The sequence below is a fragment of the Vibrio proteolyticus NBRC 13287 genome (assembly GCF_000467125.1).
In the GTDB taxonomy this organism is placed as follows: Bacteria; Pseudomonadota; Gammaproteobacteria; order Enterobacterales; family Vibrionaceae; genus Vibrio; species Vibrio proteolyticus.
The window spans coordinates 45613-71930 of the sequence record NZ_BATJ01000018.1 but is presented as its reverse complement, the minus strand read 5'-3'; the positions used below and the strand labels follow the sequence as shown (position 1 = coordinate 71930).

The following is a 26318-nucleotide window of genomic DNA, read 5'->3' as shown; positions in this document are numbered from 1 at the left end:
TGATAGCTAAAAAAAATGACTATAAATTTCAAGAAGAAAATCCGTTATGTACGAAGCTACGACAATACAACGCCCACAGCGTGGAAACCTGAAGAAAAATGTAGTTTGAGTATATTTGAAAGCGACCGTGGCCGTATCATTAACTCTGCGGCTATCCGGCGCTTACAACAAAAAACACAAGTTTTTCCACTAGAGCGCAATGCTTCTGTCCGCAGCAGGTTGACCCACTCATTGGAAGTACAACAAAATGGACGTTACATTACCCAACAAATCTTTGAAAGACTATCTAGAGATGCTCAAGAAGAATATGGTCTTGCAGGATTAGAGCGGCATATTGAGTCTATTGTTGAAATGTCTTGCTTGATGCATGATATCGGTAACCCTCCTTTTGGCCACTTCGGAGAAAAGGCCATCAATGATTGGTTCGAGCAAAACCTTTCAAAATTCATTTCATTGCATAGCCTTGATTTAAACAAAGAAATGATTCGTGACCTGTCTAGTTTTGAAGGTAATGCTCAAGCAATTCGTTTAGTTCACTCCATTCTCAATCTTTGTCTCACCTACAGTCAAGTTTCAGGAATACTAAAATATACCCGCCGTGGAGATGAGCTTAAGCCCCAAAAGGAAAACGAAACATTTAGTTACTTACGAAAAAAAGTTGGCTACTACATTAGTGAACAACCCTATATTTCAAATCTTCTTCAGGCTTTAGATATAAAGGCACACTGCCGCTCACCATTCTCTTACATAATGGAAGCTGCCGATGATATATCCTATGGTCTGGCCGATCTTGAAGACGCTGTAGAAAAAGGCATATTAACTGTCGACACATTAAAAACGGCTTTAAAGTATGAATATCCTGCTGTTAGAGAAGAACTGAAAATAGACAGTGATGAGAACTTAATGGAGAGTTTAATCATTCAGGCAGAGAACAAAGCTTTTCGTAACCCAGATACACTATTCTTTGTCATGATGAGAGTCGTTATCGGAGGTACTTTGGTGCCTCACGCCTGCGATATTTTTCTAGCCAATATCGACGAAATTTTTCATGGAGAGTTCAACCGAGCCCTACTTGAAGATGGTAGTGACCGACATGCACTGATAAAAACACTCAAAAATGTTGCAGCAAAATATGCATTTTGTCATAAGGAAGTCGAAGCACGTGAACTGCAAGGTTATCAGATCATCAAAGGCCTTCTTGATACCTATAGCCCACTTTTAAACCTCACAAGGGTAGAGTTTGAGCAAGTCAAAAATGAACAGAAAGGGGCCCCTCTCTATGCATCTAGACTGTTCAAAAAACTCTCGTATAAGCATGTTCAAGCTTATGAAAGAGCCCTTACTGAAGCAAGCTTAGTAAAGCTACCGTTTGATGCGGGTTATGATGCGTGGGAGTTCTACTTTAGAGTTAGGCTGATTCAGGATTACGTTAGTGGAATGACCGATCAGTTCGCATTTGATGAGTATCGAGCATTCAGTATTATTGATAGTTTATAACGTAGTTAACCATATGAATTCTAGACAGCGTTAGTGTTAGAGATCTAAGGTATTTCAGTATGCAATACTTAGATGGCAAGTGAGAAAAGACTTTTATCAATAACAAGTTATTGAAGCTCTTCGGTCTAGACAAGCTCTGAAAAACACAGATGATACAATATCTCATCAGAGTACATTTGTTATGTTGGACACAGGCTATGATTTTCTGTCTGTAACCCTATGGAACAAGATCTACAGCCTAAATCGGTGCTTTAAGAATCACGATGAAAAATATTACCCTTAACCTATAAGAACCATTACAACGATTTCGCTCACCTCAACAACACAATTAAATATTATAGATAAAGTTTAAAACATGCAGATTAGATTAAAATCTATAGAAGTTAAACTAGTGAACTTCCTAAACAACACACTAAACAAAAGCTACTCCTCTATGAGTGCAGCCACTTTTGAAGATGCAGAATCACTATTAACACAAAGAAAATTATCAACAATAGAAGGTGATAAACCACTCAGAAACCTGTTCATGAAAAGTGGAGTGAAACAGAAAGAATGGAGGTATGTGATAGAAAAATCCACAGGAGATAAAAATTCAGATAATTTTTCTAAGGTTTTGCAACTGATAGGAACAAAGGAAAATTTCACTAATTTAATTAATCAACGCGGTAGAGAAGAGTGGCTAGCTAAATCAGGTTATGGAAAAGATGTTCTAGACAGACTACTCAAAGAAAATTCAGTTAAGTTTAACACTAAGTTGTCACCTACAGATATAACACAAAAACTATTAAGAGATTGGCCATTAACAAATATACTTATGTCCTCTAGTCTTCACTCTCCATTTGAACTAATCAATAAAATGTATAGGAGAGAATTTTTAGCTTACAAAATGAAAAACTTACCTCAGGGTTATTTGAAATTAGATAAAAATAATAACTCTTATAGCCATGAACATTTGTTCGCATACAACAAGCTAAAAAAAGAACTCTCAATTAAAGGTGTAAACTGGGGAGATGCAATCTCTGGTTACCTTACTCTAATTGATGAAGGCAAGCTGATGATGAAGTTATTTGGAAATAGTATTAGTCAAATGGTTATATACTTTGAAAATAAAAAGCCTATTACCAAGACAGTTGCTCAGCGCCATTGGTGTATAGAAAACGTTCGGCAAGCTATACTTGACGCAGCGAACAATTTAGATATAGATGAATGCGACATTATATCATGTTCACTAAAAAAAATGATTGACGAGGGTGGACTTTCTAAACGAATACCTAATTGGTTTAGTGAGAATAACACCTCATATGTTAAATTTTTAATAGAACAGTTTCCGCAGTACAACTGGGTGCCTTGGCAATCACATGATGTTGAAAATGGGTATTGGATTGATGGTGATAGAATAAATAAAGATAACGTTAAAAATGCAATCAACTGGCTAGTAAATAAAGTTTACCATGTCAACATAGATAATTTACAAAACAGTGAAAAAATAGAATACCTATCTAATCTAAACAACAAATCTGCTATAAAAAATAATCTTGGCGGAATGTTGTCAGTGACTCAAACCGGAATGATTGAGCTGGTAAAAATTGTTTACCATGATTTAGAAATAGAAAAAAAAGAGCATACAAAAACCAATCGACAAGCCAAGCTATTTCTAGAAATTCTTGGCTATTATCCTAATAGTGAAGTTACGATAAAAACCAATTCAAAAATTCTATACGACGATCTAAGAGTTTCAACAAAAGAATTAGATTTTGTGCTTGAAATTCAAGGTGGTCAGCATGCAAATAAATTTCATTATTTCCATCAAATTGCTGTCTCATCTGGACGAAGTAAAAATTTAGATTGCTCACTAAAAACGTCTTTAGATAATGATGCTGAAAAATTTTCCTATCATTGCAAGCAAGAAAGACCTGTATATTATGTTAAAGACACTGACCTTGAAAATATGGAGCAATTCATATCTGTGATTGAGACTCAAGGCTTTAATCTTAGGACTAAAGAAAGGCGACCTATTGACCTCGAACAAACTTTAAAATACTTAGAAAGCGAAGAATTGGTCGCCAAAGGTTTCGGCAAGCAGGTCAAAAAGTTACTCAAAGACAACTAAAGATAACATAATTATTCATTCAGAGATTGAGTTATCGCCATGATGTTCTTGTCATACTCACACCACCAAACGTTTGGAAAGGGCCAACTCGCAAGAGTTGGCCCTTTTTGTTACCTCATGTCCGATGGCTCAGACCTTAAATGTCTCCACGATGCCTTTGAGGTTCATGGCGACTCTGGCTAGTTCAGCGCTGGATGCCGAGGTTTCATGTGCACCGGAAACGTTCTGGTTAGCGATGTCGTTGATGGTCACCAGGCTCTTATCAATGTCGGATGAAACGGTCGCCTGCTCTTCGGTTGCACTGCCCACCGAAGCCGCTTGATCGTATATCTCGCTGACCGCGGCAACAATCTTCTCTATCGTAACGCCAGTTTCACGCACTTGAGACATGGTTTGTTCCGCCACCTGTTTACAGCTATCGATGATCTCTACTGTTTGCCCCGCTTGCGCGTTGACGTTTTTCACCATCTCTTCAATCTGCTCGGTGGATAGCTGTGTCCTTTGCGCCAGGTTGCGCACTTCATCCGCCACCACCGCAAATCCGCGCCCGCTTTCGCCGGCGCGAGCCGCTTCGATTGCCGCGTTCAGAGCCAGCAGGTTGGTTTGCTCCGCAACGCCCCGAATCACGTCCAGTAGGGTGTTGATCTCTTTGACCTGATCGGCCAGTTGTGTGACGTTGCTGTTCCCACTGTCAACTTGGTCGACCAACTGATTGACAATCGTCACCGTACTGCGAACCCGGGCGATTTCATGCTGACAAGCATCGTTGGCCACTGAGGAGCTGTGGTACGCTTTGCTGGCACTTTCTGCCACTTCGTGGATGGAGGCAGACATCTCATTCACCGCAGTGACGGCCTGCTCCAGTTCCTGGTTCTGATTGAGCAGATTTTTCTCTGACTGCTCGGTGACCACACTGAGCTCTTCCGATGTGGCCGCCAATTGCGACGCTGAATCACTGATTTCACGGATGATGGTCGTTAGTTCCTGCGTCATTAGACACAAGGCGCCGCGCACGCTGCGGGTGTCGTCGCAAGCTAAATCAATCCGCAAATCACCAGAGGCGACCTGGCTCATTAAGGCTTTCATTTCATCCGGCTCACCGCCCAGTGGCCGCATGACCGCCCGAGTCACCAGCACCGCCGCCCCGAGTCCACCAATGATCGACAGTATCAGCACCACCGAATTCAGCTTGAGCAATGACCAAATCGGCATTTCGGCTTCGGCCTTGTCCAACTCCGCCATGATAGCCCAACGGTGACCATACGCGTCTACGGGGGCGAACGCGGAAATAACTGGATTACCATTGTAATCATTGACAATATTAAGGTCGGTTTCGCCACTTAGCGCTCGCTTCACCGACAGGCTCGACACCCCATTTTTTTCTACGCTACCGGCAAAGGAGGCTTTGATAGAATGGTTGGCCGGATCAAGGAAAGAATCAGAGCGCATGCGCATGTCTGAGCCAACCAGGTAAGTTTCGCCACTCTCCCCCATGCCACTGCGCAGGTTCATCAGGCTGTTGATGCCCTCAATAGACAGCTGAGTCGCCACCATCCAACGCTCCCCTTCCACACTGATTGGCTTGCCGATAAACGCGGCAGGTTCATTGTTCGACGGCGCATAAGGTGCGAAATCCACCGATGCAAAACTGTTGCCCTGACGTACCTGACTGAACAAATTGCCTAACCCAGATGCCGCATACGGGCCGTTGACCAGATTGGTACGATAGTCTGCTTCTTTGGCCGCGGTATACACCACATCCCCTTGCTGATTGACGACAAACACGTCATAAAACTCAAGGTTGGCGTTCAGATCCCGCATCAAGGTATCAAACTCAGGACTACCAAAGTTACGCAGGTTAAACGTGATCACCTCGGCAATGGCGCCCATATTGTTTTTGTACCGCTCAAGCAGATTTTCCAGGCGGGCTTGTTTGGTATCTCGCAGAGCAATTAAGCGCTCCTGATTCAGTTGATCCAAACTTTGGGTTGCGCTGTAAGCGGAAACAAACAGCGCCAGCAACACAGGTATAACACTGGCGAACAGCACCCAGCTTTTAACTCGTAGACTGAATTTCATGTCCCCCTCCATTGAGTGAACAAAGGCGATTATTAACCTAGCCTAGTAGCTCAATGTTAAGAACAAAGTTTCATAGTTGCTCGAGTGCGTTTTTTGCTACGTATTTCTCTAATTTAATGAAATATTCATGATGAGGATAGATCAGCAATAACCAGGGAGAGTGATGAATATCAAAAGAGAAGAGAAGAGAGCAAGGTGCCAGCCCAGAGCCGGGCTGGCAAACGTGATCAGTTAGGCAAACGATCAACTTCCAGACAGCTGTCGAGATCTTTCAGGTCACAACCTTTGTTGAACCAAGCGTCTTTTTCTTCCTGAACTTGGGCTGTCTGACCTGCTGTGCGGCAACCACTGGCGTAACCGGCATCACAACTGCGTTGGTAATAAAGTGTGGCTTGATCTTTTTTACCGCGCGCTTCCAGATCACGCCAGGCATGCATGTAACATGCTTCCCCGTTATCTGATTCACAGCATTGCGTATAGTTCTGCTTTGCTGACGGGCTCATGGCTGAAGTGTCCGCTGAACAAGCCTGAGGCTGTTGAGCGAACGCCGCAGTTGAAGAGAAAAGTGCACATAGCGTAAAAAGTGTTTTCTTCATATCGACGTCGTTAGTGTGTGAGTATTCCTAAGAGCACGAAGCTCCACCATTTTGGCGCACTCAGCATAACGGATAGTACTATTAAGAAACGTTACCTGCTGCGTGATAACGCCCCTAATAAACTATAATTCAGTCAGTTAACAAGGGCTTACCCCGATGTCCCTGATAAGCGGCGACGCACCACAGGCAACAGAGGCTCTAACATTACGGCCATCAACTGTGACAATAACACCAGGGTAAACGGGATCGCGCCAGCGATCGCCACCTGCTTGTTGAGATCAACATCATTAATCGTGACCAGAGCAATCCCCATCGTGACCACGATCACCGACCAGGCAATTTTGCTACTGGTTCGCACATCTTCGGTCAACATGCCTGCCGCATAGATCGCAGAATCCGAGCTAGAGATAACAAACGTCAGCAACAATCCCAGCGCCAGCAGCGATAACACATCACTCATTGGCAACGCGGAGAAAAAGACAAATAATCCCTTGGTGTAATCATCATTGACCGCCGCCACAACGCTGTCCAACACGTGACTTTCAAAAACAGCCCCCGCAAAACCAGAAAACCAAACAATCGACGCCAGGGTCGGAATCAGTATGGTACAAGCCAAAAACTGACGAATCGAGCGCCCTTTGCTGATCCGAGCGATAAACGGGCCGACAAACGGTGCCCAGGCAATCCACCAGATCAGGTAGATCACCGACCAGCCCTGGCTCCATTGCTCGCCACCAGAAATAGCACCAAATGATACCTGAGGCAGTAATTCAACGTACGCCAGCGTCGAGCTCATCAATCGTGTCAGCACCTGGCTCATATTGGTGTTCACAAAGACAAACAGGAACAGGCCGACCATCAGCCAGATGTTAAATGTGCTCAGACGCTGAATCCCCTTCTTCACCCCAAGTGCACTGGAGATAGTAAACAGCAGGCCGATCACCACTGTCATACCAATGCGCATGGCCGTCAGGTCCTGTTCGGTTCCTGTCATACTGCGCACACCCTGCTCGACCAGCGCCATGGTATTGGCCAGTACCCCCGCAATACCAAACAGAATCGCCAACACAGCCACCAGATCAACGATCCGCAGCCACCCCTGTTGTGTGGAACCCGAAAAAGAGGCGCTGATGCGCATCGGGCGCTGTTTGACGTAGGCAAGCCAGCCCATTAGCAAGCCAGCCAATGCATACAGGCTCCAGGCGTGTACCCCCCAATGGAAATAAGTTAACGCCAGCGCTGTATCATACGTATCCCCGACCTGCTCGACTGGCGGCATATTGGACAGGTGAAACACCGGCTCGGCCACACCCCAGAAGATCAGGCCGGAGCCCATGCCAGTAGTAAAAAGCATAATCACCCATGGCCAGAAACCAAATTCCGGCTCACCGTCTCCGAGCCGTACTTTTCCAAGCGGCGAGCAACAGATCGCCATACAGGCAATAAAAGCCAACGTGGATAGCACAATCACTTCATCATCAAGACGGGTTATCACCCACTGGGTCAGGTCGGCCAGACGGTAAACACTGACTTCGGGAAACAAGGTAAAAAGAACAGCGATGATCGCAGCGATCATCATCAACAGGCGCGAGCGGGAAGCGGATGTATTCATAGTATGGTGTTTTTCGCGGTGAGTTCGAGTTTACTCTGCCTACCCAGCGTCGCCAGATCCAACTCGACAGGTTTTTAACTGTCATGCTGTGCATTAGATCACATTATGACAACAACAATGCAAGCAAGGCCCTACGAATATAAAGGCTTTGTTGCTGTAATTCGGCTTAAAACTTACTGGCCGCGCTGCTGACACAGAGCACGCAACCATTGGGTGAAGGTTTCAGTGCTGTCGTTACTTTCACGCGTCAACAGGAAATAGCCGGCATTGGCCGCCAACGGTTGAAATGGTGAAACCAGGCGTCCAGTGTCTAATTCATCACCAATCAGAGCTGTGCGTGCCATTGCCACCCCAACCCCCGCTTCAGCTGCCGACATCGCCATATCCGTTCGATTGAAAAAGTGCCCCCGGTTGGTTTCGATATCCATTCTCTGCAGACTGGCCCAATAAAGCCATTCGTAATCCCTAGGTGCACTTTGCCATGGCATGGCATCGTGCAGTAGGGTCACCGCTTGCCAGGCGGCGTGAGAACTGGCCAGTTCAGGGTGTCGCTTAGCGTACGCCGGGCTCATAACCGGCAGCAGGTATTCTTCAAACAGCAATTCCGATCCGGCTCGATGATAAGGAAACGGGCCATAGTCAATGGCGAGGTCGTAATCACGGTTATCACTGTCAACCAATGCGCCTTCCGCAAAGGTTAGCACCGGAATGTGTGGAAACTGGCGATGGAAACTTTCCAGACGCGGCACCAGCCACTTGAAAGCGAAGGATGGCGTGAGCTTTAAACGGATTTCGGCAAATGCCTGCTCGGGTTGACGCAGTTTGTCAATCACCCGCTCCAGCTCACTGTAGTGCAGCGTCACGGCGGCGGCCAGCTGCTTACCTTCCGCCGTTAAGCGGATACCACGAGAATGGCGTATAAAAACCTTAAACCCTAACAGCAGTTCAAGTTGCAACAGTTGTTGACTGACGGCTCCAGTCGTCAGGTGTAGCGCCTTAGCGGCCTGCGTTAATGTCGAGTATCGGGCCACAACCTGAAACGTGGCCAGTCCGTTGGCTAAACTTCCTTTCACCTGCCATCCTGCGTTTAGAAATTTTAAACACTACCGCTAATTTTTATCGATTGTTACTAAAGTGTAAACCACACATGATTGCGCCAATTAACAATTTCGGAGATTGCCCATGAAAGTCGTGGTTTTAGGCAGTGGCGTCGTTGGCGTCACAACCGCCTGGTATCTGAGTCAGAAAGGCTGTCAGGTGACAGTGGTGGATCGTCAGCCCCGCAGCGGTGAAGAAACCAGCTTTGCGAACGCCGGGCAGATTTCTTATGGCTACTCTTCTCCCTGGGCAGCCCCCGGTATTCCGCAAAAAGCCATGCGCTGGTTGTTTCAGCGCCACGCACCACTCAAAATTGCCCCCAGGATGAATGCTGAAAAGCTCACCTGGATGTCACGTATGTTGGCCAACTGCCAACTTGATCGTTATCAAATCAATAAGGCGCGCATGCTGGCCATCGCCAATCACAGCCGCGCTTGCCTTACTCAGTTGAAGCATACCCATCAACTTGAATTTCAGGGGCGTGAGCAAGGCACTCTGCAAGTCTTTCGTACTGAAAAACAGTTAGCAGCCATCGAAAAAGACATACGCTTGCTGGAGCAATCCGGCACCCGCTATGAATTGCTGGACGTCGACGGTTGTCTGCGTCAGGAGCCAGGGTTATCGCCTGTACAGGAAAAACTCACGGGCGGTCTCTATCTGCCGGATGATGAAACTGGTGACTGTTACCTGTTCTGCCAGCAACTTACCGAGCTGGCGCGCCAGCATGGCGTCACATTTCTGTTCGACACCCAAATTGAATCACTGGAACGTGAGCACAACCGGATCACGGCCGTTGCCACCAAGCAAGGCACACTAGAAGCCGACGCCTTTGTCGTCGCTCTCGGCAGTTACTCGACTCCGCTGCTGAGACCGCTAGGCATCCGCCTCCCCGTTTATCCGGTCAAGGGCTACTCACTCACGCTGCCACTGACGAACCCAGATCTGGCACCACGCTCTACCGTGATGGACGAGACTTATAAAGTGGCCATGACCCGCTTTGATGATCGTATTCGGGTGGCAGGCACCGCTGAATTAGCCGGATTTGATCCTTCTCTGCCTCAAAAACGCAAAGACACCATCGCTATGGTGGTGCAGGATCTGTTTCCACAAGGCGGCGATCTCAGTCAGGCAGAATTCTGGAGCGGATTCCGCCCGATGACGCCGGATGGCACACCCATCATTGGCCGCACACCGCTTGAAAACTTATACACCAATACCGGTCATGGCACGCTGGGCTGGACCATGGCATGTGGCTCTGCTGATCTGCTGGCCGATGTGATCACCGGCGACAAGGGGTCCCGCCCCGGATTCTGCGATCTGGATCTGTTCCGCTACGCCTCTTGAATAGAATTGGTCATTTTTTAGCTAATCATGCTACCTATCTGAATTTAATCAGCACAAAATTAATGAGTTATCTGGACAGTTTGTGCTGGTTAATTCACTCATATGCATAAAAAATTACTATGAAAAACATCATTAATCGTTGTTTTCTAATTAAGACATCTGCAAATTAACAAAAATTTAGCATTTTGTGTCCATCGTCACGCTATGAAAGATTTGCAGACAAATCTGTTAACAAATGAGTTACAAAAAGATTAGTATGTCGTTCATAAAATAAACACAACATCACAACCACAACATCGTTTAATTTAAACAGGGAAAATACTCATGCAGTCTTTTGTTGATTTTCTGAATGGAATTATTTGGAGCCCTGCCCTGATCTATCTGTGTCTGGGTGCCGGCTTGTTTTATTCGATAATGACGCGATTCGTTCAAATCCGTCACTTTTTCGAAATGTGGCGTCTGCTCTTCTCGGGCAAAAGTTCCACTAAAGGTATCTCGTCGTTCCAGGCGCTGGCGGTATCGCTATCCGGTCGTGTTGGTACAGGTAACATCGCAGGCGTTGCAGCTGCCATCGGTTTCGGTGGTCCAGGCGCGGTTTTCTGGATGTGGGTCGTGGCCTTCTTCGGTGCGGCGACCGCGTACGCAGAGTCAACGCTGGCACAGATTTATAAAGAAGAAGACGAAGGCGAGTTCCGCGGTGGTCCGGCTTACTACATTGAAAAAGCCATGGGCCAGAAATGGTACGCTTGGGTTTTCGCGATTGCGACCATTTTTGCCTGTGGTGTTCTGCTACCGGGTGTTCAGTCGAACAGTATCGGTAACGCAGTAGAAGCGGCGTTTGGTTCTGGCCCAATGATTGACACTGCAATCGGTACCTTCAGTTTTGCTAAAATTTTGACCGGTACAGTTGTCTCCGTCATCCTGGCCTTCATCATCTTCGGTGGTGTAAAACGTATCGCTAACTTCACTCAGATTGTCGTGCCATTCATGGCGCTGGCCTACATCGTCACAGCGTTTGTGATTATTCTGCTGAACATCGGTGAAGTGCCACGCATTGTGGGCATGATCATCGGTGATGCGTTCACACCAATGGCCGGTATCGGCGCAGCCATCGGCTGGGGTGTTAAACGTGGTGTTTACTCCAACGAAGCCGGTCAGGGTACAGGGCCTCACGCAGCCGCGGCCGCCAGTGTTGATCACCCAGCGCAGCAAGGTCTGGTGCAGTCGTTCTCTATCTACATCGATACCCTGCTGGTGTGTTCAGCCACCGCGTTCATGATTCTGATCACAGGTGCCTACAACGTCGCTGGCCCAGAAGGTAGCTTCCTGGTGCAGAACATTGCCGCCGACATCAGTGCTAACGGCCCGGTCTTCACTCAGATGGCGATTGAAACCGCCCTACCAGGCGTCGGCAAACCGTTCATCGCGGTGGCGCTGTTCTTCTTCGCCTTTACCACGATTCTGGCGTACTACTACATCGCAGAAACCAACATCGCTTACATTCGTCGTACCTTTAAAGTAAATGGCATGATGTTTGTCCTGAAACTCATCATTATCAGTGCCGTGTTCTACGGAACGGTAAAAACCGCCAATCTGGCGTGGGCGATGGGTGATGTGGGTGTTGGCCTGATGGCTTGGCTGAACATTGTCGGTATTCTGATCATCTTCTTCATGTCGAAACCAGCCCTGAAAGCGCTGCTGGATTACGAAGAGCAACAGAAACGCGGTGTCACCGATTTCCTGTTCAACCCAGTACAACTTGGTATCAAAGGTGCCACTTACTGGGAGGAAAAATACACACGTAAAACGGGTAAAACTCCGCAAGCAGACGCGCAAGACTCTGCAACGGTAGAACAACCTTCTACGTGATAAAGATGCAAACACAAAAAGTGTTATAAAAATAGAAAAGGCAGTGGAAACAAAAAGGGTTAGCCAATTGGCTAACCCTTTTATTTTTCCCGTTTGAGTATCCCAACCGAAGAAGGAATTACGCTGCGATTTCCTGTGTGCTCGCGGCTGTCGCTTTTTTCTTTTCGCCGATTGGCAAAATAGTGCGACCGTATTCATTATTCAGCACTTGCGCCATGGCAAAGTACACTGCGCTCGCACCACAGAAAATACCTTCAAAGCCAGCGATGGTGCCGATCAGCTCATTACCGGTGAAATCACGCGCAGCCAGTAAGAAGAACAGGATCGTCAGCGAGCCGAACACCACTTGCTTCGCTACTGGGTAGCACAAAGAGCCGATAAACATAAAGCCGGTAAAGATGCCCCATAACGTCAGGTACCAACCCATGAAGCTCGCCGGACTGGCTGGCAGCCCCATCTTCGGCATCACAATCAAGCCCACCAGCGTCAGCCAGAACAGGCCGTATGATGTAAATGCTGTCGTGCCGAACGTGTCACCACGCTTAAAACACATGATGCCGACGATAACCTGACTCAGACCACCATAGAAAATCCCCATTGCCAGAATCATAGAATCCAGTGGGAAGTAACCGGCATTGTGGATGTTAAGCAAAATGGTGGTCATACCGAAACCCATCAGGCCCAATGGGGCCGGGTTGGCAAGTTTTGTGGACATTGGCGCGTACCTTTAAAAAATGTTTATAAAAATTACGCGCGGATTTTAATTAGGTCATAACAAAAAGATAGGATTCAAAAGTGAAATCTAAGTTTTAACAAATCAACAAAAAACGATAGACAAGATTAATCACATGATAAATAAAGCCTTTTAAAAGGAAACACAAAGCCCCTGAACACTCAGGAGCTTATCATGCAACAATTTATTTTTCACTGGCAGGCAATTTCGTCCCAAAACCAGTTGGATTGCAGCGGCGTTTCCCACACACCCGGACCGTTTTTGGCGATGAAACACTTGCCGTTATAAGTCACTTTGTCACCGTCCGCTACCTGTGTTACTCCAGGCTGCCATTGAATGAAACTATTCGGCAATGGTGTTGGGCCTGGAGTCGGTTCCGGCTCAATCGGTGTGCCACTCACCGGTTCCCAAGGGCCGCCATCTGCCGGGCTGTCTCCTTGTGTCCACCATTTGGCCTGGTAAGTCACACCATTAAATATGACCTGATCACCCGCGTTATATACTTTGTTGCTGTCCCAGTCGCCACTGCCAGGCTCGGTACCCGGATCGCCTGGTTCTAGCTGCGCCACAACGCGCACTTGAGGCCAGTTGGCGTGCGAGCCATAGAAGTTCGTCACACATTTCTCGTAATCCCCCGGTACCAATGCAGAATACGCGGTCTGAAAACCGACCAGTTCGCATTCGAACGAATAGCCGCCCGGGCGATCCGGATAATACTTCCAGTTCCCGTCCCAGTTGGTATAAAGCACATCCGTCGCACCGTTCAGGTTGAGGCTGCCGTATGGCGTTTGCTGCCAACAGGTGTTTTTCTCATCGGCTTCGAGTGGGATCTGATAGTGTGCCGACAGCCCCTCCCAATAGCGGATACGGTTGACTGGCTGCCCTTTCTCTTTGTTCTGCTCACCACATTCAATCCCGCCGTTAATCACGTTGATTGTAGTGCCGAAGCCATAACCGATCCCGGCATCGATTTCCCGTTGTGATGGGCTCCAGGTCCGATCAATCACGTGCAGCATTGCAGGCTTAGGCGCCTGTGGCGTTAAGAAAAACCAAATCGCCGACGCCAAATTGAGCCAAGAGTCGGCCACCCGCCCGGGATCATTAAGCAATACCGTGGCATCGCCATCAAACATCACTTCGGAAAACGCACCGTAGTTGAAATGATAAGACAGTTGCTTGGCCCCGCGACCGAAGTACCCCTGCCCTGGAGCACACGGCCAGCGAGCATTCTGCCAGTCATTCTGTCCACACCCTGTCGTGTATCCTTCCTGGCCTTCCGACCAACCCATTTCCCGTACATGCACCAGCGCCTGTTGCCACTCTTCCAGCGCCAATGGGTTATCCGACACATTATCTTTGGCAATGTGCCCTCCAGTTTCCTGAGCAAAATGGGCAAACGCCGTCACAATGGACTTTTGGCAGATGGCATCCGAATCACGGCCGTCAGTGTACTCCCCACAAAATGCCGGAAACTTGCCGATTGCACGCAAGAAACGTGTATAAGTGTACTCGGGGGCCGCCATATGTGTCAGAAAGTCCCATTCTGACTGTGGGAAGACACGCTCAACCCGTTTGACGTTTTCCGGGTTACTTGCCAGCCCCGGCTCAATCGCTTCCACAATGGTGTTAGCCCGAGTTTCCAATGCTTTTGCCCAAGTGGCGTACATCGGATCTGCGGTTTTCGCCTGTTCCGCAGCCGTGATGTCTGCACGCGCCACCACGTAACCATTGGGGTTCTCTGGATCCGGCTGAATATTCATCGCCGCATGACTACTGGCAGCTATTGCCCACCCCAATAACACCGATAACTTGCTCGGATTTAACATGATTATTTCCTTCCATCATCAACACAATAATGTTCAAGAGAGTAGGCAGCCTATGCGCTACTGAATAGGAGAAGTTGGAAGAAAAATGAGATTTTGCGAGTGACTTCAGCTACACGCAGACCAATTTAGCCCCTTTGCCAGCCGAACTGACTGGTGAGCTGAAAAACATCGACTAAGTGGACCTACAACAATGGACGTGTGGCAGTTTGGCTACAACGCTACAAAGCACTCTGATCCGAAGACATCTCCGGTTCAACCAAATGAGCCAACTGGATCAGCGATTCCTGCCAGCCGAGGTAGCATGACTCGACCGGAATCAATGCCGGGATCCCTTGCTGACAAATGCGTAATTCCGTGCCACACGATACGGGGGTCAACTCGATGCTCACCCGCATTTCCCCAGACAACGATTCGTCCTCAAACCGATCTGTATGACAGATACGTTCGTTGGGCTTGAGCTCAATAAACCGGACGCTAAAGGCATGCAAAAGCCCGGTACTGAAATTCATAAACGACATGCGATAACCTCCGCCAACACGCACATCCATATCGTCTATCTTGCCGATGAAGCCAAACGGCGGCAACCAGTATTCTAATGCGTGCTGCTGCGTAAACGCCTGATAAACACGCGCCACCGGCGCCCTCAGCACTCGGTGTAACTTTACTGTTCCGGTTTGATTAGACATTTTCTCCTCCTTGATCTGCCACGTTGTCGAGCACTTGGCTCAGCGATGGTTGTCAACTGACATCAGCTCTCGTACCGGGCGAATTTCCACACAGCCATACCGCGCAGGGGGTATTTTTTCGGCCAGACGAATCGCCTCATTCATATCCCGGGCATCAAGCATATAAAAACCGGCCAACTGCTCCTTGGTTTCCGCAAATGGGCCATCGGTTACAATGGGGGTATTGTCGCGCACACGCAGCGTGGTTGCGGTTGCCGTCGAACGCAGTGGCGCACCATCAAGAAAATGGCCACTGTTGCTAAGCTGTTCGACACAGCCCATGCATTCCCGGTTGAGGACATCCCACTCTTGTTGCGACATCTGCAACATCTTGTGCTCGTTGTAATACACCAGACATAAATATTTCATTTCAGCTCTCCTGTCTTTCACAGAGGTGCGTCGCGCTTTGGTGTGCACAATAAGTGAAAAGGCCGACATCCAGACACCAAGCGCGCTCTCCTTTATGTGCGTCTTGCACCGACCAGCGCAAAAGGCGCACCAAGAGGATCCTGCCCATTGATAATAAAATCGCCGCCGGGAATCTCGTCCGGGCCATGGAGCACTAACCCACCGTTACGGACAATCGCGACACAAGCGTCATCGATATCCGCGCAACGGAAATAGTACTGCCATGTTGAGAGTGGGATGTCTTGCGGTTTGGGCATAACAGCCCCAATCACACCATTGTGACGAATAAACTCATAGCTCCCCATCGATCCCATATCCAGTTCACCATCCTTGCTCCAGCCAAAGATCTCAAAGTAAAATGCTTTAGCCGCTTGTGGATCAGAACTTCTCAATTCATTCCAGGCGCAATGCCCCACACGGGGTTTGTCCGATGCAAAGGCCATACTGGGTGTTTCACAGCTTGACTGAATGATGTAAAACGGACTTCCTGTGGGGTCGTTCAGCATCGCAATGCGTCCGACCTCAGGCAATTCGGTCAAAGGCATGATGACACCAGCGCCTGCTGCAAGCGCATTGGTGATACTTTGGTCGATGTCATCCACGGCAATGTAGCCGAGCCAGACTGGCCTTGCGCCTCGTTGAACCATCGCGTCATCCAGAAGTAGCATGCCGCCGATATCAAACCACTCACCACTGTGAGTATCACGGGCACGAATAATGCGGTAATCGCTATCAGGCTGGTCATTGTCGCCCATCTCCCACCCCAACACTCCTTGATAAAAGTCACAGGCCGCATCCACGTTGTCTGTGACCAGTTCGTACCAGACAAATTCTCCATGTTGATTAGACATAAGCAGTAGCTCCTTGTTGGTCGTCATGATGTACGGCGTGCGCCGATTCAAGTAGAACTATCGGTTTAAAGCCGCCGAAAATCAGCCGCATACCATCAAAAGGCATCGGATTTTGTTCGGGGTTAAGACGCGGGTCGCTCATCATTGCAGCTTGCATTTTTGCCATCCCGGCATCGCGAGTGGCTTTATCTGGCCATTCGACCCAGGAGAACACGACGGCTTCATCTTGATGGGCTTGGACAGCACGACGAAAGTCCGTCACTTTTCCGTCTGCCACATCCTCTTCCCAGCACTCGATCACACGTATTGCGCCCCATTCAATAAAAACAGTATCGGCTTTCTCTGCATGTTGAATAAATGCGTCTTTGTTCGCCTTTGGTACGGCGAGAATAAATCCATCAACGTAACTCATGGTGTAATTCCTCAGTTTTTTGGGTGATTTCACTACTTAGTCGTCGTAGCAAGAGGGAAATCGACACGCATGAAAAATTTTTTTGTCCCCGTATGCCCGGTCTCATCTGTGTCGCCGATATTAAATGCACCAACCCCACACAAGATCATCATGAAGGCATTTTCCTTTTTAACGCTTCCAGTCGCTGCTGGAGAAACCGCTGCTCCGGCTCCTGTTGTACAAATTCAAGTGCTTGTTGATAATAGTGCATCGCGTTAACTGGCTGATTTAATCGGCGATAGAGGTCCGCCTGAGCCGCATAAAACAAATGGTAGCGTTGAAGCTCTTTGTGACCAGACAATGATTCTATCGCCTGCAGGCCCGCGTGTGGACCATCACGCATAGCCAGCGCAACGGCACGATTGAGTTCAATGATCGGAGATGGATTGAGGCGCAGCAGCACCTCATACAAACCGGTAATTTCTGCCCAATCAGTTTGTTCCGCACTTGGGGCTTCAGCGTGCAGCGCAGCAATCGCGGCTTGTAACGCATAAACGCCCGCGGACCCCGAGCTTAATGCCTTGACAACCAATTCACTGCCCTCACGGATTTGTTCGCGATCCCACAGACGGCGATCCTGATCTTCCAAAGGGATCAAATCCCCTTTGGCTGAGAGGCGTCCAACCCGTCTGGCATCATGCAATAACATCAGTGCCAACAGCCCCATCACTTCGCTTTCCGGTAACAGCTCCAATAATAAGCGTCCCAGACGTATCGCTTCTCCAGACAAATCCGGTTGGGTTAAGTCGGCGCCGTAAGCGGAGGAATAACCTTCGTTAAATACCAGGTACACCACCGGCAGAACCGCCTCAAGCCGAACAGAGCACTCTTCGGGAAGAGGCACCTCATAGGGGATCCCGGCATCGCGAATTTTATTCTTGGCTCGGACGATACGCTGCGCCAGAGTCGGAACCGAGACCAAAAAGGCGGCTGCAATCGCTTCGGTACTCAAACCGCACACCTCTCTCAGCGTGAGCGCAACCCGGGCGTCCATAGAGAGGCTTGGATGACAACAAGTAAAAATTAAGCGCAAGCGATCGTCTTCAATCGTTTCGTCATCGTCGAATGGTTGAGTGTGGCATTGCGCCTCCAAGAGTTGCGCCAACTCATTCAGCGCCGTATTCAAAGGCTGGTTACGGCGAATTCGGTCGATGGCTTTAAAACGCCCTGCCGACACCAGCCAGGCTCTGGGGTTATCGGGGATACCATCGCGTTGCCACTGCGACAATGCGGCAATAAACGCATCGTGCAGCGCTTCCTCGGCGAGAGCGAAGTCCCCCCGTAACAAGCGCAACAATGTGGCCAGAATTCGGCATGATTCTGCGCGGTAAATCGCATTGATGCGTTGTTCCACAGACGAAGTCATAGATCGAAGCCATTTCGTTGTTGAGTCTGATATATCCTCTTTCCTTTCACCGGCTCTCCGGCCACATGAAGCGAAATCGGTGCCATGTCTTGCATAGTGTAGAAGAGGATCCTGCGGTTAACCTCTGCTAGCGCCGATCAACGCAAGAGCCCCTTCTCTATCCAGAGTCAACACAGGATGAAAAACGTCGCTGGAGCGTTTGGCTGCTGGAAATCATCAAGAATGTAATGATCTCAAGTTCCCTTTGTCGACAGCGTACTTGTCGCTAACAGCGGTGGGGTAAACAGCACAATCAGCATCGCAATAAACGCAAAACTCAGGCCGACAAGCAGTGGTGAGATCAGAGAAAAGCCAAAATCCAATCCTAATGCGGCGATAAAACTGCCAAACATAATGCCCAGCGTAATCACTGACGAGTGTACGGTATGAGTAAAGGTTCTCTGACCTTGAGGAAGCTGCATGATTCGAGCAACCAGCGCTGGGTTTAAACTGACGCCACACAAACCAATGACTAAGGTTGCAGCCCCCGCGATAAAAGGGTTGTGCCCCAACAGATAAAACACGCTAAGAGCGGCTCCAACCAATACCAAACCGACAAGGATCACCATTTTTGCGTGGTGGACGGCAAGTTTAGCGACGATTTGATTCCCGACCAGCATCGCGAAACCATACGCCAGCAACAGCAAGGTGATTGCATTTTGTGACAATAAAGCATGCTCTGACAGCATAGGAACTATGTAGCTAAAAGGTGCGTATGCGGCACTGATGACAAAAAAGCTGGTTGCATACAACCACCCTAGCTTGGCACTTTTTAGCGCTAGGAGTTCAGCGCTCAATGCCAGCGACGACTCGGGTCGAATGTTGGGCAACCTGATCGCGGTCAACAGAGCACAAAGCAACGCGAGTAACGCCAACAGGTAGAAGCTCACCGACCAGGAAAACGCTTCTGACATCACTTTTGCCATTGGCAGACCGATGATGGTTCCCAACATGATGCCGGATAAAACCAAGGCGACCGCGTCGAGTTGACGAGATTTATCGGTAAGTTGCTGACACATGCTGATAGCGACACCAAAAAACGCGCCAGCAACGGCCCCTGTGATCAGGCGCGATAACATCAGCAGCCAGTATTGGTGAGTGAGCGCCCCCAAGAGCTCGCCCAGTACAAACACGCAGTACAAGCGAATCACAAACGTTTTGGGCGGCAATCGATTGAACATTAAAGTGAGTACGGGGCCGCCAATCGCCATTGCCGCCGCAAAACCAGAGACCAAGTAGCCGACTTTGGCCACGGAAATGCTCAAATCATAGGTCAATTGTTGCGTCATACCGAGAACTTGCAGTTCACAGCAAACCATTAAAAAGATACCAACACTTAATAAGTAAATACTGCTGGGAAGTCGAGATTTCATAGTCATCACTCATGGAATAAAACGATTGTCCCAGTATCACTTATGAAATAAGGTGAGATAAATAAACGAAAATTAGAACATTAATAACTTCAGTTATGGATTTAGATTTAAACGCTGCACGTTGCTTTGTCAAAGTGGTCGAGCTGGGCAGTTTTACCCAAGCCGCCCACCTTTTGGGTTTAACTCAGCCGGGTATTTCCAAAGCAATCAACCGGTTGGAATCTCAGGTGGGAGCAAAACTCATTCATCGCAGCACCCGGAACATCCGGGTTACGGAGGATGGGCAACTGTTTATGACGCGCATTCAACCACTTATTTATGGGTTTGAAGAAGCGCATAGCGAGCTCAAATCCAGTCAGACAACCCCTGCTGGCTGCTTAAAAATGAGTGCGCCTTCGGCATTGGGGCAATCGCTGATGATGCCCATAGTCAAAAGCCTCACTGAACAATACCCCGCTCTAGACATTGAATTGTCGCTCACCGATCATAAGGTTCAGGTTTTTGACGAAGGATATGATGCTGCGCTGCGATTTGGTGCCATCGACGACGATCGCTTGGTGGCGCTTGCATTGCAAGACGCCGACTGGGTGACCGTTGCCTCGCCCGAATACCTCGCCAAACAAGGTGTCCCCTTGCATCCGGAAAAACTTAGCCAGTTTAATTGCTTGCACGTAAAACCACGCGGTCAGATCAAAGCAGTTCCCTGGCGATTTAGGATTGATGACAAAAGCACTGAGTATCACCATTTGAGTGGTAACGTGCGCTTTGATCATGGCGATCCATTGGTTGACGCTGCAATTCAAGGGCTGGGCATCGTACAAGTGCTGCGCTGCGTGGTGAGCGACAAACTGGCGCGAGGTGAACTGAAAGAAGTCTTAACGGAGTTCTGCCCACAGGCGTACCCGTTTCATTTGCTATACCCACCATCACGCCAACGCGCGGCCAAACTCACGGTGCTGCGCGACGCACTTACCCAACATTGGGGGCGTAAACCTCTCAGTTCCCCAACAACTTAATAACAATGTTCCGATCTGCTGTTTTTAGGCTCAAAATTAGTCCCTCAAAAACGACCACGGTCAAACCGTGCTTGGCGTTGCCAGACATTGCCAAAAATGACTAACCCAAAAACAAAAAAAGTCCGCAATTACGCGGACTTAAGTATGATTTGGTGCCTGTTAATGCCAGACCTTTCTTAAAGGAGCATTATTCCCACTCGATGGTCGCTGGTGGTTTACCAGAAATATCGTAAACCACGCGAGAGATACCGTCCACTTCGTTGATGATGCGGTTCGATACCTTGCCCAGGAAATCGTATGGCAGGTGTGCCCAGTGTGCTGTCATAAAGTCGATGGTTTCAACCGCACGCAGCGATACAACCCAGTCGTATTTACGGCCATCACCCATCACACCTACAGAGCGAACGGGTAAGAATACCGTGAACGCCTGAGAGACTTTGTCATACAGATCTGCTGCGTGAAGCTCTTCAATGAAGATCGCATCTGCACGACGTAGCAAGTCACAGTACTCTTTCTTGATTTCGCCAAGAACACGGACACCAAGACCCGGACCAGGGAATGGATGACGGTAAAGCATGTTGTAAGGAAGGCCCAGCTCCAGACCAATCTTACGCACTTCGTCTTTAAACAGCTCACGCAGTGGCTCAACCAGACCCATTTCCATATCGTCAGGCAGGCCGCCCACGTTGTGGTGTGATTTGATCACGTGCGCTTTGCCAGTTTTTGATGCCGCAGATTCAATGACGTCTGGGTAAATAGTGCCCTGAGCGAGCCATTTCGCGTTTTTCAGCTTCTTCGACTCTTCATCGAAGACGTCGACAAACACGTGGCCGATGGTCTTACGCTTTTCTTCTGGGTCAGACTTGCCTTTCAGAGCATCCAGGAAACGCTCTTCTGCGTCTACTTTGATGATGTTCAGACCAAACTTGTCGCCAAACATGTCCATGACTTGCTGACCTTCGTTTAGACGCAGCAAGCCGTTGTCCACGAACACACACGTAAGCTTATCGCCGATTGCACGGTGAACCAACATCGCAACCACCGATGAATCCACACCACCGGAAAGGCCTAGGATCACTTCGTCATCGCCCACTTGCTCTTTAATACGAGCGACGGCATCTTCGATGATCGACTCTGATGTCCACAGGCGCTCACAACCACACACGCCCAGTACGAAGTTTTCCAGCATCTGCATACCTTGCTTGGTATGCGTTACTTCAGGGTGGAACTGAACGCCGTAGTATTTCTTCTCTTCGTTGGCCATGGCCGCGTATGGACAGGTGTCCGTCTCGCCCACTTTGACGAAGTCTGCCGGGATCTCCACCACTTTGTCGCCGTGGCTCATCCAAACATCCTGGAGTGCATCCAGATCTTTAAAAATCGATGATTCCGCCGACACTTTAACCTGTGCGTAGCCGAACTCACGTTCGTTAGAGCCAGCAACACGGCCACCCAGTTGTTCCGCCATGGTCTGCATGCCGTAACATACACCCAATACCGGTACACCGGAGTCAAATACGTATTGAGGAGCGCGCGGAGAATTGGCTTCTGTCACACTCTCTGGGCCACCAGACAGAATGATGCCGTCCGGGTTGAATTCACGAATATCCGCTTCTTCTACGTCCCAGCTCCACAGTTCACAGTAAACACCGATCTCACGAACACGGCGCGCAACTAGCTGCGTGTACTGAGAACCGAAATCCAGGATCAGAATACGTTGGTCATGAATGTTTTTAGTCATTTTGGGCAGTCTTTTAAGCTAGGTTGTGGAAACGAGGCGAGTTTACTCGCCTCTTAATAATGCATCAAGGAAAAAAGCAAACGTTTTCGTCGAGCTTAACCCAGACGATAGTTTGGCGCTTCCTTAGTGATTTGAACGTCGTGGACGTGCGACTCTTTCATGCCTGCACCGGAAATGCGAACAAATTCAGCTTTGGTACGCATGTCTTCGATTGTGGCAGAACCCGTCAGACCCATGCTGGAGCGCAGTCCACCCATCTGTTGGTGTACGATCTCTTTCAGGCGGCCTTTGTATGCGATACGACCTTCAATGCCTTCGGGAACCAGCTTGTCTGCAGCGTTGTCAGACTGGAAGTAACGGTCTGAAGAACCTTGGGACATGGCGCCCAGAGAGCCCATACCACGGTATGCTTTGTACGAACGGCCGTTGTAAAGAATCACTTCACCCGGAGCTTCTTCCGTACCAGCGAACATCGAGCCCACCATGACACATGATGCACCAGCCACAATGGCTTTACAGATGTCACCAGAGAAACGGATGCCACCATCAGCAATCACTGGAATGCCGAATTCATTGGCCACTTCTGCTGCATCCGCGATCGCCGTCACCTGAGGCACGCCCACACCAGTCACAATACGAGTGGTACAGATGGAACCCGGGCCGATACCGACTTTCACTGCGCTGACGCCCGCCTCGATCAGGGCTTTAGCCCCCGCACCAGTCGCCACGTTACCACCGATGATATCCAGCTCCGGATACGCCGCACGAGTTTCGCGGATTCGGTTCAGGACACCTTCCGAGTGACCGTGAGATGAGTCGATCAGCAAGACATCAATGCCAGCTTCAACCAAAGCAGCGACGCGCTCTTCGTTACCAGCACCAGCACCAACGGCCGCGCCAACACGCAGACGACCACGTGCATCTTTACAAGCATTCGGTTTACGTTCAGCTTTGTGGAAGTCTTTTGCGGTGATCATACCGGTCAACTGGAACTCGTCGTTCACAACCAAAACTTTTTCGACACGTGCTTCGTGCATTTTTTCTTGCACTTCAGCGCGAGTAGCACCTTCTTTCACCGCTGCCAGGTTTTCTTTTGCAGTCATAACCGAAGAGACTTTTTTGGACAAGTCGGTCACAAAACGCACATCACGGCCTGTGATGATGCCAACAAGTTCATTGTTTTCAGTCACAACAGGGAAACCGGCGAAGCCGTGCTTTTCTGTCAGTGCGACAACGTCAGCAATAGTCGCATCTGGATTCACGGTAACAGGATCCACAACCACACCCGCTTCGAATTTCTTTACTTTACGAACTTCAGCTGCTTGTTGCTCAATGGACATGTTTTTGTGGATAAAGCCAATGCCGCCTTCTTGTGCCAGTGCGATAGCCAGACGGGCTTCCGTCACGGTATCCATGGACGCGGAAATCATTGGGATGTTGAGACTGATGTTCTTGGTCAGCCGAGTCCGAAGGTCTGCGGTATTTGGGAGAACGGTGGAGTGTGCTGGCACAAGCAGTACGTCGTCGAATGTCAGCGCTTCTTTGGCAATTCTTAGCATTTGCAATATCTCACAATAGATAGGATTTAAAATATTCAAACAATCCAGATGCAGCGTTTCAGCCGGGCCGATGAGGTGCCGGGAAAGTGTATTTGGATTAGATATTGCGGACGGATTATACGCCGGACGCAATCGCTTGACCACACATTTTTTTATTTTTTATTTGCAATTACCCCCTTGCTATGTATTATATTGCCGCTAATTTCCATACTCACGTCTTCGAGATTAGTAGTGTCTTCCCTGACCAATCAAAACATCTTCACTGTCTCTCGCCTGAACGCCGAAGTGCGTCTTTTACTCGAAAACGAAATGGGTATCGTGTGGCTGATTGGCGAGATCTCAAATTTTACCGCTCCGGTTTCCGGTCACTGGTATTTCACTCTTAAAGACAGCCGCGCTCAGGTTAAATGCGCCATGTTTCGTGGAAATAACCGTCGTGTGACATTTAAGCCACAATCAGGGCAACAAGTCTTGGTCAAGGCCCGCTTATCCCTGTATGAGCCACGTGGTGACTATCAGTTGATCATCGAGTCCATGCAGCCCGAAGGTGATGGCCGTCTTCAGCAGCAATTCGACGAGCTAAAAATGAAGCTCGCCGCTGAAGGTTTGTTTGCCCAAACCAACAAACGTCCTCTACCAGAGCATCCGAAATGTGTCGGAGTTGTCACCTCAAAGACCGGTGCCGCGCTGTTTGATATTCTTGATGTGCTTAAACGCCGGGATCCCTCATTGCCTGTCGTGATCTATCCGACCCTAGTTCAAGGGGAAGAGGCCGCGATTCAAATTGCCCAGGCGATTGGCCGGGCAAATGCGCGCAATGAATGTGATGTTTTGATCGTAGGGCGAGGTGGAGGTTCTCTGGAAGATATGTGGTGCTTTAACCATGAAATCGTGGCACGAACCATCGCCGCCAGCCAGATCCCAGTCATCAGCGCGGTCGGGCATGAAATCGATGTGACCATCGCAGATTTTGTGGCTGACATGCGTGCGCCCACCCCTTCCGCGGCCGCCGAACTGGTCAGCCGGGACAACAGCCACAAAGGTCAGGCTTATGAGGCTCGCCGTCAAAAACTCACCAGCGCTCTGCGTTACTACCTGACCCAACAATCTCGAGCGCTGACGACCTACCAGCACCGCTTGGATAAACAACATCCTAGTCATCGCCTTCAGCGTCAGTCCCAACAATTAGATGATCTGACGGTACGGCTTGAGCATGCCATGCTGCGCATGCTCTCCCAACGTCAACAATCTGTTGAGCGTAAACACTACCGCTTGCAGTTGAACTCGCCAGTCAGACGTCTGGCCGAGCAGCGTTCAGCATTGCAACGGGTAGAGCAAAAGCTCCAGGATGCGATGCAAAGGAGCCTGATCAACCACCGCCATCAACTGGCGCTGGCGGCAGAGAAGCTCGATACGGTCAGCCCGCTGGCGACATTGAAACGCGGTTATTCGATCACTCAGACGCAGCAGGGTAAAGTGCTGACTCAGGCCACAGATGTCAACAGCGGTGATGTGTTGATCACCCGTCTGTCCGACGGTGAGTTGCGTTCCCGCGTTCTTTAATCACAGGGAATGAACTCAATCTGAACTTTCGATTTGGACTTAAGTTCATTGCACTGATTGCAAAAGTAACTGGTGGCTCCGCACGCCTGCAGTTTTTCTAAACTCGCACCGCACTCCGGGCAGTAGACTGCTTTTTGGAAATGTGTCTGGCAATGACCGCAAACGTAACGACCATCCCATTCCAGCTCATCTTGGCATGTCGGACACAGATTGTGACTCATGTTCGGTTTCCGTCTTGATGTTGATGATCCCATTATCAGAACACCCCACCTCTCCTTCTTTGATCAATGTCACAACCAAAGCGGAATCCACTTCCCGTTGTCTCGCTCTGTAGGCGATGATAACAATCCGTCTTGTGGCGACATTCTCCAACAGAAAGAAGATCCTTTTTCGATCTTCTGCTCTTTCCGATCTGATCAGCGATCTGCCCCTAAAAGAACTTTTATATAACCACACACCGAA

Annotated in this window: 21 protein-coding genes; 6 read left to right on the top strand and 15 right to left on the bottom strand. The window is 48.9% G+C overall.

The window, feature by feature from the left end:
- Positions 1-15 precede the first annotated feature (15 nt).
- Together dgt and VPR01S_RS17115 are read left to right on the top strand one after the other, a co-directional pair.
- Positions 16-1497, top strand: a complete 1482-nt coding sequence (dgt, locus tag VPR01S_RS17120; protein ID WP_021706626.1) for a dGTPase — start codon at positions 16-18, stop codon at positions 1495-1497.
- A gap of 433 nt (positions 1498-1930) precedes the next feature.
- A complete protein-coding gene (locus VPR01S_RS17115; protein WP_156008750.1) occupies positions 1931-3607 on the top strand; it encodes a hypothetical protein in 1677 nt (558 codons plus the stop codon).
- A gap of 129 nt (positions 3608-3736) precedes the next feature.
- Here VPR01S_RS17115 and VPR01S_RS17110 read toward each other — a convergent pair whose 3' ends face one another.
- From VPR01S_RS17110 to VPR01S_RS17095, 4 genes are all read right to left on the bottom strand, one after another.
- Complete coding sequence (locus VPR01S_RS17110) at positions 3737-5686, bottom strand: methyl-accepting chemotaxis protein (protein ID WP_021706624.1); 1950 nt, start codon at positions 5684-5686, stop codon at positions 3737-3739.
- A 227-nt stretch (positions 5687-5913) separates the two neighbouring features.
- On the bottom strand, positions 5914-6282 hold the full coding sequence (locus VPR01S_RS17105; RefSeq protein ID WP_021706623.1) for an SEL1-like repeat protein: 369 nt from the start codon (positions 6280-6282) through the stop codon (positions 5914-5916).
- 148 nt (positions 6283-6430) lie between these two features.
- Positions 6431-7894 carry a BCCT family transporter gene (locus VPR01S_RS17100; protein ID WP_021706622.1) on the bottom strand — a complete coding sequence of 488 codons (1464 nt, stop codon included), beginning with the start codon at positions 7892-7894 and terminating at the stop codon, positions 6431-6433.
- 173 nt (positions 7895-8067) lie between these two features.
- Positions 8068-8967 carry a LysR substrate-binding domain-containing protein gene (locus VPR01S_RS17095; RefSeq protein ID WP_021706621.1) on the bottom strand — a complete coding sequence of 300 codons (900 nt, stop codon included), beginning with the start codon at positions 8965-8967 and terminating at the stop codon, positions 8068-8070.
- 109 nt (positions 8968-9076) lie between these two features.
- On the opposite strand from VPR01S_RS17095, the gene VPR01S_RS17090 reads away from it, so the two are divergent.
- Together VPR01S_RS17090 and VPR01S_RS17085 are read left to right on the top strand one after the other, a co-directional pair.
- Positions 9077-10336 (top strand): D-amino acid dehydrogenase, encoded by a 1260-nt coding sequence (locus VPR01S_RS17090; RefSeq protein WP_021706620.1) that lies wholly within the window; start codon positions 9077-9079, stop codon positions 10334-10336.
- A gap of 324 nt (positions 10337-10660) precedes the next feature.
- Positions 10661-12205, top strand: coding sequence for an alanine/glycine:cation symporter family protein (locus tag VPR01S_RS17085; protein WP_021706619.1), 1545 nt, complete (start codon positions 10661-10663; stop codon positions 12203-12205).
- A 118-nt stretch (positions 12206-12323) separates the two neighbouring features.
- On the opposite strand, the gene VPR01S_RS17080 is transcribed toward VPR01S_RS17085, so the two are convergent.
- The 8 genes from VPR01S_RS17080 to VPR01S_RS17045 all read right to left on the bottom strand — a co-directional run bounded on the left by VPR01S_RS17080 (position 12324) and on the right by VPR01S_RS17045 (position 19977).
- Positions 12324-12920 carry an acetate uptake transporter gene (locus VPR01S_RS17080; protein WP_021706618.1) on the bottom strand — a complete coding sequence of 199 codons (597 nt, stop codon included), beginning with the start codon at positions 12918-12920 and terminating at the stop codon, positions 12324-12326.
- A gap of 209 nt (positions 12921-13129) precedes the next feature.
- Positions 13130-14764 (bottom strand): chitinase, encoded by a 1635-nt coding sequence (locus VPR01S_RS17075; RefSeq protein WP_021706617.1) that lies wholly within the window; start codon positions 14762-14764, stop codon positions 13130-13132.
- 218 nt (positions 14765-14982) lie between these two features.
- Positions 14983-15450, bottom strand: a complete 468-nt coding sequence (locus tag VPR01S_RS17070; RefSeq protein WP_021706616.1) for an SRPBCC family protein — start codon at positions 15448-15450, stop codon at positions 14983-14985.
- 39 nt (positions 15451-15489) lie between these two features.
- Positions 15490-15858 carry a YciI family protein gene (locus VPR01S_RS17065; RefSeq protein WP_021706615.1) on the bottom strand — a complete coding sequence of 123 codons (369 nt, stop codon included), beginning with the start codon at positions 15856-15858 and terminating at the stop codon, positions 15490-15492.
- Between the two features lie 92 nt (positions 15859-15950).
- A complete protein-coding gene (locus tag VPR01S_RS17060; protein ID WP_021706614.1) occupies positions 15951-16748 on the bottom strand; it encodes a VOC family protein in 798 nt (265 codons plus the stop codon).
- Positions 16741-17160 (bottom strand): DUF1428 domain-containing protein, encoded by a 420-nt coding sequence (locus VPR01S_RS17055; protein ID WP_021706613.1) that lies wholly within the window; start codon positions 17158-17160, stop codon positions 16741-16743. The genes VPR01S_RS17060 and VPR01S_RS17055 overlap by 8 nt, the downstream gene beginning before the upstream one ends.
- A 148-nt stretch (positions 17161-17308) precedes the next feature.
- Positions 17309-18565: an RNA polymerase sigma factor gene (locus VPR01S_RS17050; protein ID WP_021706612.1), complete on the bottom strand. Its 1257-nt coding sequence runs from the start codon at positions 18563-18565 to the stop codon at positions 17309-17311.
- A gap of 233 nt (positions 18566-18798) precedes the next feature.
- Entirely contained in the window at positions 18799-19977 is a 1179-nt protein-coding gene (locus tag VPR01S_RS17045) for an MFS transporter (protein WP_040903012.1), read from the bottom strand.
- A 95-nt stretch (positions 19978-20072) separates the two neighbouring features.
- Between VPR01S_RS17045 and VPR01S_RS17040 the strand changes: the two genes are divergently transcribed.
- A complete protein-coding gene (locus tag VPR01S_RS17040) occupies positions 20073-20993 on the top strand; it encodes a LysR family transcriptional regulator (protein ID WP_021706610.1) in 921 nt (306 codons plus the stop codon).
- Positions 20994-21180: 187 nt separating this feature from the next.
- On the opposite strand, the gene guaA is transcribed toward VPR01S_RS17040, so the two are convergent.
- Positions 21181-22734, bottom strand: a complete 1554-nt coding sequence (gene guaA / locus VPR01S_RS17035) for a glutamine-hydrolyzing GMP synthase (RefSeq protein WP_021706609.1) — start codon at positions 22732-22734, stop codon at positions 21181-21183.
- A gap of 95 nt (positions 22735-22829) precedes the next feature.
- Positions 22830-24293 carry an IMP dehydrogenase gene (guaB, locus tag VPR01S_RS17030; protein WP_021706608.1) on the bottom strand — a complete coding sequence of 488 codons (1464 nt, stop codon included), beginning with the start codon at positions 24291-24293 and terminating at the stop codon, positions 22830-22832.
- Between the two features lie 231 nt (positions 24294-24524).
- On the opposite strand from guaB, the gene xseA reads away from it, so the two are divergent.
- Entirely contained in the window at positions 24525-25856 is a 1332-nt protein-coding gene (xseA, locus tag VPR01S_RS17025) for an exodeoxyribonuclease VII large subunit (RefSeq protein WP_021706607.1), read from the top strand.
- Here the strand turns inward: xseA and VPR01S_RS17020 are convergent.
- Positions 25853-26077, bottom strand: coding sequence for a zinc ribbon domain-containing protein (locus VPR01S_RS17020; protein ID WP_021706606.1), 225 nt, complete (start codon positions 26075-26077; stop codon positions 25853-25855). The genes xseA and VPR01S_RS17020 overlap by 4 nt on opposite strands.
- Positions 26078-26318: the final 241 nt, after the last annotated feature.

Coding starts and splice junctions, on each gene's coding strand:
- VPR01S_RS17100 (WP_021706622.1), bottom strand. CDS start 7,894: ATGAATACATCCGCTTCCCGCTCGCGCCTGTTGATGATGATCGCTGCG.
- VPR01S_RS17110 (WP_021706624.1), bottom strand. CDS start 5,686: ATGAAATTCAGTCTACGAGTTAAAAGCTGGGTGCTGTTCGCCAGTGTT.
- VPR01S_RS17080 (WP_021706618.1), bottom strand. CDS start 12,920: ATGTCCACAAAACTTGCCAACCCGGCCCCATTGGGCCTGATGGGTTTC.
- VPR01S_RS17020 (WP_021706606.1), bottom strand. CDS start 26,077: ATGAGTCACAATCTGTGTCCGACATGCCAAGATGAGCTGGAATGGGAT.
- VPR01S_RS17065 (WP_021706615.1), bottom strand. CDS start 15,858: ATGAAATATTTATGTCTGGTGTATTACAACGAGCACAAGATGTTGCAG.
- VPR01S_RS17070 (WP_021706616.1), bottom strand. CDS start 15,450: ATGTCTAATCAAACCGGAACAGTAAAGTTACACCGAGTGCTGAGGGCG.
- VPR01S_RS17055 (WP_021706613.1), bottom strand. CDS start 17,160: ATGAGTTACGTTGATGGATTTATTCTCGCCGTACCAAAGGCGAACAAA.
- VPR01S_RS17075 (WP_021706617.1), bottom strand. CDS start 14,764: ATGTTAAATCCGAGCAAGTTATCGGTGTTATTGGGGTGGGCAATAGCT.
- dgt (WP_021706626.1), top strand. CDS start 16: ATGACTATAAATTTCAAGAAGAAAATCCGTTATGTACGAAGCTACGAC.
- guaB (WP_021706608.1), bottom strand. CDS start 24,293: ATGCTAAGAATTGCCAAAGAAGCGCTGACATTCGACGACGTACTGCTT.
- VPR01S_RS17115 (WP_156008750.1), top strand. CDS start 1,931: ATGAGTGCAGCCACTTTTGAAGATGCAGAATCACTATTAACACAAAGA.
- VPR01S_RS17105 (WP_021706623.1), bottom strand. CDS start 6,282: ATGAAGAAAACACTTTTTACGCTATGTGCACTTTTCTCTTCAACTGCG.
- VPR01S_RS17050 (WP_021706612.1), bottom strand. CDS start 18,565: ATGACTTCGTCTGTGGAACAACGCATCAATGCGATTTACCGCGCAGAA.
- VPR01S_RS17090 (WP_021706620.1), top strand. CDS start 9,077: ATGAAAGTCGTGGTTTTAGGCAGTGGCGTCGTTGGCGTCACAACCGCC.
- VPR01S_RS17045 (WP_040903012.1), bottom strand. CDS start 19,977: ATGAAATCTCGACTTCCCAGCAGTATTTACTTATTAAGTGTTGGTATC.
- VPR01S_RS17040 (WP_021706610.1), top strand. CDS start 20,073: ATGGATTTAGATTTAAACGCTGCACGTTGCTTTGTCAAAGTGGTCGAG.
- VPR01S_RS17060 (WP_021706614.1), bottom strand. CDS start 16,748: ATGTCTAATCAACATGGAGAATTTGTCTGGTACGAACTGGTCACAGAC.
- guaA (WP_021706609.1), bottom strand. CDS start 22,734: ATGACTAAAAACATTCATGACCAACGTATTCTGATCCTGGATTTCGGT.
- VPR01S_RS17085 (WP_021706619.1), top strand. CDS start 10,661: ATGCAGTCTTTTGTTGATTTTCTGAATGGAATTATTTGGAGCCCTGCC.